This is a genomic window from Pseudomonas sp. MIL9 (genome assembly GCF_016887925.1).
GTDB classification, from domain to species: Bacteria; Pseudomonadota; Gammaproteobacteria; order Pseudomonadales; family Pseudomonadaceae; genus Aquipseudomonas; species Aquipseudomonas mohnii.
Genome location: NZ_JAFEHE010000002.1, coordinates 198,415 through 211,306 on the forward strand (window position 1 = coordinate 198,415; position 12,892 = coordinate 211,306).

Consider the following 12,892-nt stretch of genomic DNA (forward strand, 5'->3'; position numbering starts at 1 on the left):
GTCAAAGGAGTCAAGCATGGCTATATGTTCAGGCCGCACCGTGATCATCACCGGGGCCGGCGGCGGGCTCGGTCGCGCCTATGCGCTGGCGTTCGCCGCAGCGGGCGCCAACGTGGTGATCAATGATATCCGCGCCGACGCGGCGCAAGACGTCGCGGGTGAAATCCGCGCCAGTGGTGGCCAGGCCATCGCCAACAGTGACGACATCACTACCCTGGCCACCGCGCAGCACATCATCGACGCAGCGTTGGGGGCGTTCGGTGAAGTGCATGTGCTGGTCAACAATGCCGGGGTCCTGCGCGACCGCATGTTTATCAGCCTCAGCGAAGAAGACTGGGACATGGTCATGCGCGTGCACCTCAAGGGGCATTACTGCCTGGCCAACCTGCTGGGGCGGCGTTGGCGTGATCTGGCCAAGGCCGGCACACCGGTTGACGGTCGCATCATCAACACCAGCTCCGGTGCGGGGCTCCAGGGCTCCGTGGGGCAGTCCAATTACTCAGCGGCCAAGGGCGCGATTGCCTCGTTGACGCTGGTACAGGCGGCCGAACTGGCGCGTTACGGCATCACCGCCAACGCACTGGCTCCGGCTGCGCGTACCTCGATGACCGAAAGCGCGATGCCTGATGTAGTCAAGAAGCCCGAGGACGATAGCTTCGATGCCTGGGCCCCGGAAAACGTTGCACCGCTGGTGGTGTGGCTTGGCAGCACGGAATCGGCCCACGTCAATGGCCAGGTATTCGAGAGCCAGGGCGGGCGAATTTCCCTCGGGGACGGCTGGCGCACCGGCGTGACCCGCGACAAGGGGGCGAGGTGGCAGGTGGGGGAAATTGGTGGCGCCGTAGCCGAAATCCTCGCCGAAGCCCCGAAGGCTCAGAAGGTGTGGGGCACGTAGTCGCGAAGCTTGCCCGCGAACCGGGCGCAGCGGCGTGTCTGTCACTGCGCCTTTTCGTTCTTCGCGGGCAAGCCTGGCTCCTGGGGCGCACCGGGGTTTTCTACCCTGTTTTGACGATGCGCCCGCCTGGCGCCCTCCGTACAAATGCAGGGCATTCATTCCCTGGAGGTAGACGCTGTGAAACAAGCCCCCCCTTATGTTCCCGGTCATCAATTGCTGGCAGGCAAGTCGGTGCTGATTACCGCCGCCGCAGGTGCGGGTATCGGGTACTCAGCCGCACGGCGCAGCGCCGAGGAGGGCTGCCGGGCATTGATGATTTCCGACGTGCACCCGCGTCGCCTTGAAGAGGCGGTGGAGCGCCTCAAGGCCGAAACCGGCCTGCAAGCCATTTATGGCCAATTGTGCAATGTCACCCTCGAAAATGAGGTCCAGGCCCTGGTGGCGAGCGCCGAGGAACAGCTCGGCGGCGTCGATGTGCTGATCAACAATGCGGGGCTCGGTGGCCAGAAGCGCGTGGTCGAGATGAGCGACGAAGAGTGGCTGCTGGTATTGGATGTGACCCTGACGGGCACGTTTCGCATGACCCGCGCGATGCTGGGGCCAATGCAACGCCGTGGCGCGGGTGCCATTGTCAACAATGCCTCGGTTCTCGGTTGGCGCGCCCAGAAGGAACAGGCGCATTACGCCGCGGCCAAGGCCGGGGTCATGGCGCTGACCCGTTGCAGCGCGCTGGAAGCCGCGGAGTATGGCGTGCGTATCAACGCGGTGTCGCCATCGATTGCCCTGCATGACTTTCTCAAGAAGGCCTCCAGTGAAGAGCTGCTCGCCAGCCTGGCCGGGCGCGAGGCGTTCGGGCGTGCCGCCGAAGTCTGGGAAGTCGCCAACGTGATGATGTTCCTGGCCAGCGACTACGCCTCCTACATGGTCGGCGAAGTGTTGTCCGTCAGTTCCCAACAAGCCTGAGGAGTGGGCCATGAGTCATGTTTTCAGCAGTGCCCGGGCGTTGCTCGAGGCCGAAGGCCTGGACCTCGGCTGCACCGAATGGCTGACCATCAACCAGGCGCGCATCGATCTGTTCGCTGAAGCCACCGGCGATCACCAGTGGATTCATGTCGATCCGGTACGCGCCGCCACCGGCCCGTTCGGTGCTTGCATCGCCCACGGTTACCTGACCCAGTCGCTGGTCAACCTGTTCCTGCCGCAATTGCTCACGATCGACAACATGGCGATGGGCGTCAATTACGGCAGTGACCGCGTGCGCTTCCCGGCGCCGGTCAAGGTCGGGTCGCGGGTGCGTGGCAACGCCAGCATCGTGCGTGCCGAACAACTGGCGAACGCCGTGCAACTGGTGGTGCGCGTCACCGTGGAAGTCGAGGGCCAGTCGCGCCCCGGCTGTGTGATCGACACGATCAGCCGCTACACCTTCAACCCTATTACCGAGTGAGCCTGTCATGGATCTGAATGAAGTTGTCATCGTTGCTACTGCGCGGACCGCGCTCGCCAAGTCGTTTCGCGGCTCGTTCAACGATACCGAAGCCCCGGTGCTGGGCGGGCACGTGGTGCGTGCCGTGGTCGAGCGCGCCGGTATCGAACCGGGTGATGTGGATGATGTGATCATGGGCGCTGCGGTGCAGCAGGGTACCCAGGCCTACAACATCGGCCGCCTGTGCGCCTATACCGGCGGCTTGCCGGACACCGTGCCGGGCATGGCCCTGGATCGCATGTGCGCCTCGGGCTTGATGAGCATCGGCGTCGCGGCCAAGGGCATCATGACCGGCGAGCTGAACATCGCCATCGGCGGCGGCGTGGAGTCGTTGTCACTGACCCAGACCAAGCACAAGAACAGCTATCGCGCCCAGTCCGAAGCCGTATTGCAGATCATGCCCAGCGCGTACATTCCGATGCTGGAAACCGCTGAAATCGTGTCGCGTCGCTACGGCATCAGCCGCGCCGCCCAGGACGAGTATGCCTTGCAGAGCCAACTGCGCACCGCCGCCGCCCAGCGTGACGGATTGTTCGACGAGGAAATCGTCGGCTTGAGCGTCGACAAGCTGTGTTTCGACGCCGCCGGCCAACCCGACGGTCATCAGCGTGTGTTGGTCGAGCGCGACGAATGCAATCGCCCGAACACGCGCCTGGAAGACCTGGCGTCGCTCAAGCCGGTGTGGAAGGACGGTAAATGGATTGAGCAGGGGGAGTTCATTACTGCCGGCAACGCTTCGCAGTTTTCCGACGGTGCATCGGCCAGCCTGCTGATGAGTCGTGCGCAAGCCCAGCGTCGCGGGCTAACTCCGCTGGGCATCTATCGGGGCATTGCCGTGGGCGGCTGCGCCCCCGAGGAGATGGGCATCGGCCCGGTGGTGGCGGTGCCCAAGTTGCTCAAGCGCTTTGGCCTGAGCGTGGCGGACATCGGCCTGTGGGAAATCAACGAAGCCTTCGCCTGCCAGGTGCTGCATTGCCGCGATGCGTTGCAGATCCCGGCCGAACGCCTGAACGTCAACGGCGGTGCAATCTCCATTGGCCATCCGTTCGGCATGTCCGGTGCGCGCATGGTCGGTCACGCACTGCTGGAAGGCCGTCGTCGCGGCGCCCGTTATGTGGTGATTGCCATGTGCATCGGTGGCGGCATGGGCGCGGCCGGGTTGTTCGAACTGCCGTAAGATGGATCACGGTGCAATGCGCATCGATATCACCCATGACCATTGATTCAAGCGGGCCCCTTAGTCCGGGCCCGCTGCCGGGGGAGTGGCAATGCAAAGTCGCTTGACGAACACACAGGTCCTGACTGAGATGGGGCTGGAGCTTTCAGACTACGAACGGCTCATCGGCAACATGTACGATTCGGCCATGGATATCCGCCGTTTGGGTGATTCGTTGCGCCAGCTGCGTTCACTGTTCAAGGCCAATTTCGTGACCTTGATTCTGCGCGTTCAGGATGAGCCGCTGCTGTCGCCGATGATGGTCGCCGGCGATGTCGAGCTGGGGGAGGGAGGCATCAACCATTACGCCTACTATTCCAAATCCACGCTGTTCGACAATCTGCCCACCGACACGGTTTTCACCGTGGATGAATTGATGAGCGAGGCCGAGTGGCTTGGTTCTTCTTTTTATCTGCTCTACTGCCAACCCTATAACTGTCATCAGATGCTGGGCGCCGATATCCGCATGCCCGATGGCAGCGCCGTGCGTTTCCGGATCAACCGGCCACGGGATCAGGCACGGTTTTCCCCGGTGGATCGAGCCATGTGCGAGATGCTCCTGCCGCATTTGCGACGCGCCTTGCACATGCATTCGCAGCTTGATCGCAGTGAATCCATGGGCAGCCTGTATTCGCAAACCATCAGTCGCATGGCGGTGGCGACCTTCGTCCTCGATGAGAATGGCAGCGTAGTGCAGCTCAATTCGGTGGCCCGGGAGATTCTCGACAGTCAGGACGGCCTTAAAGTCGTTGGCGGTCGGCTCGAAGCCATTTACCCGAGTGACAATCGCGAACTGCTGCGCCTGGTGCGCAATGCCTTTCAGCGGGCAAGCCCGGGCGGTGCCGGCGTGCAGGGTGCCGAGGCGATGTCGATTTCCCGGCCCTCGGGGAAAGTCAGCCTGGGGGTGGTAGTGGAATTGATACCGACGCAGGAGCTGGTCGAGGGCAGGGGGAAACCGACGGTCGTGGTGTATGTGCGCGACGCGGTCAGCAAGTCACTGGTGAGTAACGTGGCGACATCGCAGTTGTACAACCTGACGCCGGCGGAAACCGCGCTGGCCCTGGAACTGGCCAACGGTCTGTCGCTGGAGGAGGCGTCGGAGACATTGAGTATTCGCCGCAACACCGCCCGTGCGCACTTGCGTTCGATTTTTTCCAAGACCGGTGTCCGTCGCCAGACCGAACTGGTGAGGATCATGCTCAACAGTGTCGTGGCGTTGGCGGAACCGCATGCCCCGGGCCTGGCGGAGAAAGCGCTTTAACTGTCCTGCGTCCGCGCTGCGCCAAAATGCGTTAGTCCGTGCGGACGATGCTTCTCGATCCTTGGGCTGCCGATACTGGGTGACCGCTATCGGTAACCAAGGAGAATAAAAATGACCGGCAGTAACCTGGCCTCCAGTTGTCTTGTCTCGCGGGCTGCCAACGCCACTCCCAGCTGGGTGTTGGGGTTGATATTGGGATGCAGTGCAATCGCCACGGCGAATGCGGCACCCGAAGATGTGGAGCGCCTGGGCAAGGATTTGACCTGCGTCGGCGCCGACAAGAGCGCCAATGCCGATGGCAGCATCCCGGCGTTCACTGGCAAGTGGCTGGGGGTGCCACCCCACGTGGACTTCAAGGGCACCGGCAACCATCCCATCGACCCGTACCCGGACGAAAAACCGCTGTTCGTGATTACCACGGCCAACCTGGCGCAATACAGCCAGTACCTGTCCGACGGGCAGAAAGCGTTGTTCAAGCTGTACCCGGCTACGTACAAGATGCCGGTCTACCCCTCGCACCGGGACTTCCGTTTCGATGATGCGGTGTGCAATGCCACCCGCGAAAACGCCAGCATCGCGCGACTGGTCGATGACGGTGAAGGGGTGGTGGGCAAAACCGGTGGCACGCCCTTTCCCGTACCGCGCAGCGGCCTGGAACTGCTGAAGAACGCCTCGTCCTTCACCTTGCGCGCCTGGACCGAGGAGTACACCTCCGACAATGCCTATGTGCTCAAGGACGGCAACATCAACTGGGGTCGCGTGCACTCGCGCAACCTGGCGCCGTCGCTGGAACCGGGCAAGAAAGGCGAGACGGTGGGCAACTCGGCGTTCTACCTCAACGAAACCCTTCTGCCACAACGGGACAAGGGCGAGATCAATACCGGCACCGAGTTCTGGAACGACAAGACCGAACCCCGCCAGGCCTGGCGTTACGACCCAGGTACCCGTCGTGTGCGTCAGTCGCCGGGGTATGGCTTCGACATGTCGTTCCCTGGCAGCGGCGGTTCGATCACCGTGGACGAAGTGCGGCTGTTCAACGGCTCGGGCCAGCGTTATGACTGGAAGATCGTCGGCAAGCGCGAGATGTTCATCCCCTACAACACGTATCGCCTGCACGCGGCGAATCTCAAGTACGCCGACTTGCTGACCCCGGGCCACTTCAATCAGGACGCCATGCGCTACGAGCGTCATCGGGTCTGGGAACTGGAAGGCACCCTGAAGCCGGGTTATCGCCATCTGTACGGCAAACGCAAGCTGTACATCGATGAAGACACCTGGTTCCCGATGCTTGCCGACAACTACGACAACCGTGGCGAGCTGTGGCGCACCTCGATGCTCAACTTCTTCTACGCCTACGAAAGCCAGCGGCCGCAAGCGGGTGTGGGGTTGTACTACGACCTCAATGCCGGCAGCTATCTGGCGTTCAACCTGATCAATGAACAGCGCAGTGGCTACCAGTTGAACAAGCCGGGTTTCAGCCCGCGGGACTTCGGTCCGGAAGCCGCCCGTCGATTCGGCCAATAGCCGTGGAGCAGGGTGTTCAACGAGCAGTGAGCACCCTTTGAGAATGGATCGCGTTTGATCTAGTCCAACTGAAGGATGATCTCCTTGTGCGGCTGTTCAATGATGCCTGCCATGGGATCACCCTGTATTTCTTGGGGGCATTACCCGCCCCGAAGTCTGCAATCGAGGAACAATAACAATGACGAAACTCGTTGAAATCAATGTCGAGAACGCCCAGCGCACCCACCGTTACGCGCGTGGCTGGCATTGCCTGGGCAATGCCAGCGAATACCGTGATGGCAAGCCCCATACCCTGGAAGTCTTTGGTACCCGGCTGGTGGCCTTCGCCGACAGCCAAGGCAACATCAGCGTTCTGGATGCCTATTGCCCGCACATGGGCGCCGACCTGTCCCAGGGCACCATCGAGAACGACAGACTGGTCTGCCCCTTCCACCACTGGAAGTACGACACGGGCGGCAAATGCGTGGAGATTCCTTACTGCAAGCGCATTCCACCCAAGGCCAAGACCCGTAGCTGGCTGACCTGCGAAGAAAATAACCTGCTGTTCATCTGGAACAATCCCGAGGGCCGTCCGCCGAAAGAAGGCGTGGTCATCCCGCACCTGCCGGAGATGGACGACCCGGACTGGATCCATGACTGGAACATCGACACCATGCACATCGAAACCAATCCACGGGAACTGGTCGATAACCTGGTGGACGCCCAGCATTTCGGACCGGTACACGGCACGCCCACCAAATACTTCGCCAACGTCTTTGAAGGTCACATCGGGCACCAGATTTTCCATGGTGACTCCGAGCGCCTGGGCGGCGACCTGATCGCGCCATCGGCCTACTACGGACCTGCTACCCACTTCACGCAGATCAGCTCGATGTTCGGCGATGTGCGCATCCACGCCATTTTGCTCAACAGCCACGTGCCAGTGTCGCCGAACAGCTTCGATTTACGTTTTGGGTGCATGGTCAAACGGGTGCCGGGCTGGACTGAAGAACAGAACCAGGAGGTGGCCAAGGCCTATGTCCAGGGCAATCGGGATTCGTTCTACCAGGACGTCGTGATCTGGAAGCACAAGATACGGATCGATAAGCCGATATTGGCTGAAACCGACGGCCCGGTGTACCAGCTGCGCGAGTGGTACGAACAGTTCTTCACCGATGAGGATGACGTGCCCGCGTTCATGGCCGAACGCCGTGAATTCATCACGGTCGACGAGCGCTGAAGGTGAGGCCCCATGAGCGACACGCCATGCTGTGTCGCTCATGGGGCGTCGGAAAGAGGTAACCCGTTCCGGGTTCTTGAACGACATAGGTCCGACCTGACGGTCACGAGAGCACTGACAATGAAAATAAAAAGTCTTCTTGCCTATCATGTTTGCCTGCTGATTCTGTTCCTGCTGGTGTTCACCGTGCAGGTCTCGCAACCAGCGGAATCTCCCAGCGTGAAAGCCTGCAAGCAGTATGCGGGTTGCGTCGCGATCAGCCAGAGCGTTCCGAACTGGCTTAACCTTCGCTAGCGGTGGCATTACGCATAAAAAAAGGCGACATCCCTGTCGCCTTTTTCTGTTTCATGACTCTTCAGTTGATCGGTTGAGAGGTCATCCTCCACTGCGCATCCAACGGCCCGATCGTCTTAGCAAGGCAGAAAGTGGCCGCCGTTCACATCCAGTTGCGCGCCAGTAATGACCTTGGCGTAATCGCTGGCCAGGTACAGGGCGGCCGTGGCGCAGTCGTTGTCTTCGGGAATTTTGCGCAACGCAATCTGCTGGGCGACCTGGTCGACCAGCGACTCCATCGGGACGCCCAGGCGCTTGGCTTCGCTCTCGAAGTAGCCGATCACTGGCGCGCCCCACATCCAGCCCATGAGAGCGGAGTTGACGCGAATTCCGAACGGACCGAGATCCTGGGCCAGGTACTGCACGGCGGTTTTCAATGCGCCCTTGGAGACGGCATAACCGGACTCCAGCTGGTTAGGGGTGCGGGTGGCCATGGTGTTGATCATGACGATGCTGCCCGACTGCTGTTTCTTCATCTGCGGCAGAACGGCCTGGGTCATGTGCATGGTGCCAAACAGGTTGACGTCCATCGCCGTGCGCCAGTCGTCCATTGACGACTCGGAGGAGCTGCCCCAGGCGCCGTGGGCGTAGGCAGAGTTGATCAATACGTCGATCTGGCCGAAGTGCTCGATCGTCAGGTCGGCGAGCGTCCGGCACTGGTCGGCCTGGGCTATGTCGGTCGGGACTTTGAGGACCGGAGTGCTGTAGCCGGCGTCACGGATGGCCTTTTCGGCCTGGTCCAGCTTGGCGGGGGTGCGGGTGGCCAACACCACTGCCTTCGCTTGAAACTCCGCGGCACGTACGGCCAACTTGATGCCCAGGCCAGGGCCGATACCGGAAATGATGACGACTTTATCTTTCAACAACATGGCATTTACCTTCTTATTGTTTTGATGGGGAATGGGGCGTTCAGGTGCGGCTGGCGTGCAGTTCCTCGGCACGTCGTTTCAGATCCAGGGCCATCTGGTCGAAGCCGGTTTTTACCCAGGCACCGTGTTCACGCATGATCGTGTCCTGGTTCAGGCCCAGGAAAATATCGGTGGTGAAATAGCTGCAGCGATTGGCATCGATGGCTTTGATGTACTGATCGCGGCGGGCGGCGTCCATGTTTTCCGGGACGGGGCGTTGCTCCCAGGACAGCAGTTGTTCGGGGTCGCAAGCCACGAGGTATTCGAAGACCGGAACCGTCTCGCCGGTATCCGGGGTCAATACCTGCATGTGCACCGGGTCGCCGATCTGCAGCCCGCACTGAATGCTCGGACAGAAGCTGTTCCACTGGTGGTAATTGTCCAGGTCAATGAGTACTTCCCAGACCACCCGCGCGGGGGCGTTAATTTCCACCGTGTGGGAGGTCACTATGTTTTCGGCTCTGGCCATGACGGTCTCCTGTTGTGCATTCAGTTGATGGGTCTGGAGGTGATCTGCAGCTGTTCGCTCAAGGGCTGGATCGTCTCGAGCAGGGTTTCGTAGCCCGTCTCGGCGATCATCCAGCGCCCGTCGCGCTTGATGTAGCGATCCTGGTAGATCGCGCTGCCATGCATGTGGGTGTTGTCCTCGAGGTTGATGAACACGTAGCTCAGGTACCACAGGGCCGTGGCCTGGTGCCCATCGACTTCGATTTCCGGGGTGTGGCCGTTGTGGGTGGCCAGGCGGGTCTTGGTGAACGAGGTACGGTAGAAGTCCAGCGCATCGCCCAGGCCATTGACCTGAAACTCGTAGGCAGGGCTCTTGAACGACAGGGTGACATCGTCGGTGAGCATGCCCTGCAGCATCTCGATGTTGCAGGTGTCGATGGCGCGGAAATAACGCGCCTTGAGCTGTTTGATCAGCTCGATTGCTTCTAGATCCAGCATATGAAGTCTCCTTATGAGCTACTCAGGCACTGAGCTGGTACTCGCTTGTGAGGATGCAGTCGATTTTCTCGAAGTCGATGAATTTGCTGGTCGACTCGTACATGGCCTGCTGGCGCTGCGCGCATTTGTCCGGGTCGCCCAGGGCGGCGAAGAATCCCTGCGGATTGCCAATGGCCTCTGGCGGGAAGTTTTCTTCGACGATCGCGTGCAAAACCGGCGCCCCAAAGGTGAGCGCACGTACCACGGTGTTCTGTCGGTAGCCGAAGATCGACTGCAGAGGGTAGGCAATCGGCCCGTGCCCGTTGCGCCAGGTGTCGTACCAATGCTCGTAGCTCATCCGGTCTGGCTTGTGCAGCAGCGCTACCTGATTCATGCCGGGTGTGCGCTCGCCAACCGGTACCCGGTAGTGGGCTGCACGCGACTTGCGCTCCTCGGGATAGGGCTCGGACTCCAGCACAAGATAAGCCTCCAGTCGGCTGGTCAACGGTGCAACAAGCGCTTTGATGGACGGCCATCGCGAAGCACTGTCCAGCCACAGCGAGAGCAACCCGTCCAAGGGAACGCCGCTATTGGTAATACGCTGTGTAGACGCGGCGGCCACGTCCTCATCAACCAGCATGACGCGCAGGGTGCGCGCGCCGTCGCTGACCAGGTTGTCGCCCAGGTCGAGCAAGGCCTTACGCCATTGCTCGACGCTTTGCTGTGGCGGTTTCCATAGGGTCAACATGAGTTTTTCCATGGTTTCTCCAGCCTTGGTTCAGTGGTTGACGCTCAAGTGACGGGCGCGATATTCGCTGTAGTCCTGGGTCATCTGCGCCTCGTTCAGGCCGAAGCGTTCCAGGCTGTAATCGTGGCTGGCACGTTTTTCCCGGCTGTTTTGCGCCAGCCAGGCCTGCGCGTCGGCGCGGGCTTTATCGGTAAACGGCAGATTGGCGAAGGCGTAGACCTTTTCCAGCACTTGCAGCGGCTGCTTCACGGTGTCGGCGAAGTGGATGTCCAGAAAACGCTCGGGCGCATGCTGCTCGCGCACCTGCATGGTGTGCCGGATGCCACGCGCCATGCGTTGGTTCCATTGCTTGCCAGCGGCTTTCGGGTCCGGGTTGTCGCTGTACATCTGCCACAGGGTGTGAGCCATGCTGGCCATTGAAGGGATGGTCTGGGCCGGTTCGCGGTGGGTCAAAATCACCTGCGCCTTCGGGAAAACATCCAGCAGTAGATGCAACGTGTGAAGGTGTTGGGGGGCTTTGAGCAGCCAGCGTTGGCCTGCAGGTTCACCCCGTTGGCCTTTCTGCCATTGCAGGAACTGCAGCATTTTTTTCAGCTGGGTATACACCGGCCGCTGATCTTGCTGATCCAGCCAGCGGGTGTAGCTGGGCACGTTGACGTAGGCGTCCATGGCGCACATGAACGAATGTTCCATGAGCATGAACTCTTCGTCGCAGAGCATGGCATCGAGCGGGTGAATCGCGAGGATCTGCGGAATGACTTCGGCCATCAGATCGACCTCGGCCCTGGCCTGGGCGATACGCCTGGACGGCACGGCCAGGGTTTCGTCTGGCAGTGGTGCCGGAAAACGGGTTTCCCACCACGCAGCGGAGTAGAAACGCGGGTCAACCGCCAGTGTGCGCTGAAGCATGGTGGTGCCGGTGCGCGGCAGCCCCACGATGACCAACGGATCCTCTATCGGTATCTCGGCTATTTCCGGATAACTGCGCAGGTAGTCCTCCATCACCAGGCGGTTGACCAGTTGCGCCACCAGTCTTTCTTCCAGCATATGCAGTCCGGAGGGCGACAGCTGGGCTTCGGTCGCCAGGGCGGCCAACAGCGCCTGCAACGACTCGTAGTAGTTATCGTCGCCAAAATCGCTCAGGCCGTTGGTGCGCGCGACTGCGCTGGCCAACATCTTTTCAACGGTCAGGTCTTCAATTCCAGTGTGAGTGTTCATACGGCCTCCGCGACGTTCGACACGCTGACAACGCGAGTGGTTGGGTGGCATTGCTCCTGGGCTCCTATCCAGCGCAGGCACAGGGTGCCCTGGCGTACGCCGGCGGTTTGCAGCCAGTTACTCACCCCGGGATCCAGCTCGCTGAGAACCAGGGTCACGCCACCGTTGTCGTGGTATTGGGCCTGGTGCTTGTTGATGCAGATCTGGTGGTAGCGATAGTCCAGAGACTCCATCCAGTAGTTGTTGATCTGCAAGTTCCAGAAGTCGCAGTCCGGCACTTTGTCGATGTGGATCACCAGCGCCTCGTTCTCGGCCAGCGCCCAATGCGAGTGGTAGTAGAAAATGTTGGGGTCGCCGCCCACTGACTGGCAGAGCGCCTGGTTGGCCGGGGGCAGTTGATTGCTGTACGGCAGGTAGCTTTGGCTCCAGTCGGCGAACAACCTGGCGGTGTTTTCGACAAAGCTCGATACCCGTGCAAGGCCTTGCTGGAACGTCGCCGGATCCAGTGCCTGCGGCTTGCTGTCGGTGCCAATACGCTCAATGCTCAGCTTGGCCGGCACTTCGCTGCGACGATCTAGAAATGTCTGCCGTACGATCAAGGCATTCGTGGCGCTTTCCATTTTCAGCCAGTTGCCGGGTTGCGGCTCGCTGCTGAGGATGATTTCGAAATTGCCCTGGGCATCGACCTGCAATTGACTGGCGTCGATGAAACCGGTCTGTATCAGCGTGCCATCGGTTTCGTAGCCGCCTTTCTGGGTACCAAAACTGAGGTAGGCAACGCTGCCGCGCTGGCCTTTGATGCGGTATTCCAGCCTGCCGTCCAGGCGCGCGTACTCATAGAGGTTGTCCGGGTTATCGGCACCAATCTTCGCGGTCTCGTGGGAGGTCTTGAAAAAGCTGGGGAACGCCGGATCGGCAAATTCGATGTGCATTTCCAGACCGATGCGCAGCAGGCGTGTGAGGTAGCGGAATCCTTCGGCACGGGTGGCCGCATCGGCCGGCGCTTCGGGACGCAGGATCTGCTCGCCGCAACGCTTGAGGTGATCGCAAAAGGTGGCCCAGGTCTGGCCACTTAATAACTGTTGTTCGTCAATAGAGCTGATTGTCATTGTTAGACTCTCTTGATTAGGCGAGCACCACCGCAGAGGCGCTCGTTTGAAACC

At 60.7% G+C, this 12,892-nt stretch carries 14 protein-coding genes; 8 read left to right on the plus strand and 6 right to left on the minus strand.

Annotated elements, in window-relative coordinates; all coding sequences use genetic code 11:
• The first annotated feature begins 16 nt into the window (after nt 1-16).
• The 8 genes from JQF37_RS02915 (at nt 17) to JQF37_RS02950 (ending at nt 7,892) form a co-directional block, all read left to right on the plus strand.
• Entirely contained in the window at nt 17-895 is an 879-nt protein-coding gene (locus JQF37_RS02915) for an SDR family oxidoreductase (protein WP_130204362.1), read from the plus strand.
• Between the two features lie 177 nt (nt 896-1,072).
• Nucleotides 1,073-1,858 carry an SDR family oxidoreductase gene (locus tag JQF37_RS02920; RefSeq protein ID WP_130204363.1) on the plus strand — a complete coding sequence of 262 codons (786 nt, stop codon included), beginning with the start codon at nt 1,073-1,075 and terminating at the stop codon, nt 1,856-1,858.
• 10 nt (nt 1,859-1,868) lie between these two features.
• Nucleotides 1,869-2,339, plus strand: coding sequence for a MaoC family dehydratase (locus JQF37_RS02925; RefSeq protein ID WP_130204364.1), 471 nt, complete (start codon nt 1,869-1,871; stop codon nt 2,337-2,339).
• A 7-nt stretch (nt 2,340-2,346) separates the two neighbouring features.
• Nucleotides 2,347-3,555, plus strand: a complete 1,209-nt coding sequence (locus tag JQF37_RS02930; RefSeq protein WP_130204365.1) for an acetyl-CoA C-acyltransferase — start codon at nt 2,347-2,349, stop codon at nt 3,553-3,555.
• 91 nt (nt 3,556-3,646) lie between these two features.
• Nucleotides 3,647-4,855: a helix-turn-helix transcriptional regulator gene (locus tag JQF37_RS02935; RefSeq protein WP_130204366.1), complete on the plus strand. Its 1,209-nt coding sequence runs from the start codon at nt 3,647-3,649 to the stop codon at nt 4,853-4,855.
• Nucleotides 4,856-4,966: 111 nt separating this feature from the next.
• Nucleotides 4,967-6,379: a DUF1329 domain-containing protein gene (locus JQF37_RS02940; RefSeq protein ID WP_130204367.1), complete on the plus strand. Its 1,413-nt coding sequence runs from the start codon at nt 4,967-4,969 to the stop codon at nt 6,377-6,379.
• A 178-nt stretch (nt 6,380-6,557) separates the two neighbouring features.
• On the plus strand, nt 6,558-7,598 hold the full coding sequence (locus JQF37_RS02945; RefSeq protein WP_130204368.1) for a Rieske 2Fe-2S domain-containing protein: 1,041 nt from the start codon (nt 6,558-6,560) through the stop codon (nt 7,596-7,598).
• A gap of 12 nt (nt 7,599-7,610) precedes the next feature.
• Complete coding sequence (locus JQF37_RS02950) at nt 7,611-7,892, plus strand: hypothetical protein (RefSeq protein ID WP_130204369.1); 282 nt, start codon at nt 7,611-7,613, stop codon at nt 7,890-7,892.
• Nucleotides 7,893-8,008: 116 nt separating this feature from the next.
• On the opposite strand, the gene JQF37_RS02955 is transcribed toward JQF37_RS02950, so the two are convergent.
• From JQF37_RS02955 to JQF37_RS02980, 6 genes are read right to left on the minus strand one after another with little or no spacing between them, the layout of a single operon-like run.
• Complete coding sequence (locus JQF37_RS02955) at nt 8,009-8,800, minus strand: SDR family oxidoreductase (RefSeq protein ID WP_130204370.1); 792 nt, start codon at nt 8,798-8,800, stop codon at nt 8,009-8,011.
• Between the two features lie 40 nt (nt 8,801-8,840).
• Nucleotides 8,841-9,308 (minus strand): SRPBCC domain-containing protein, encoded by a 468-nt coding sequence (locus tag JQF37_RS02960; RefSeq protein WP_204149528.1) that lies wholly within the window; start codon nt 9,306-9,308, stop codon nt 8,841-8,843.
• 20 nt (nt 9,309-9,328) lie between these two features.
• On the minus strand, nt 9,329-9,784 hold the full coding sequence (locus JQF37_RS02965; protein ID WP_130204372.1) for a nuclear transport factor 2 family protein: 456 nt from the start codon (nt 9,782-9,784) through the stop codon (nt 9,329-9,331).
• A 22-nt stretch (nt 9,785-9,806) separates the two neighbouring features.
• On the minus strand, nt 9,807-10,523 hold the full coding sequence (locus JQF37_RS02970) for an EthD domain-containing protein (protein ID WP_130204373.1): 717 nt from the start codon (nt 10,521-10,523) through the stop codon (nt 9,807-9,809).
• Between the two features lie 18 nt (nt 10,524-10,541).
• Nucleotides 10,542-11,729 carry a sulfotransferase gene (locus JQF37_RS02975; RefSeq protein WP_204149529.1) on the minus strand — a complete coding sequence of 396 codons (1,188 nt, stop codon included), beginning with the start codon at nt 11,727-11,729 and terminating at the stop codon, nt 10,542-10,544.
• Complete coding sequence (locus JQF37_RS02980) at nt 11,726-12,838, minus strand: DUF1214 domain-containing protein (RefSeq protein ID WP_130204375.1); 1,113 nt, start codon at nt 12,836-12,838, stop codon at nt 11,726-11,728. The genes JQF37_RS02975 and JQF37_RS02980 overlap by 4 nt, the downstream gene beginning before the upstream one ends.
• Nucleotides 12,839-12,892: the final 54 nt, after the last annotated feature.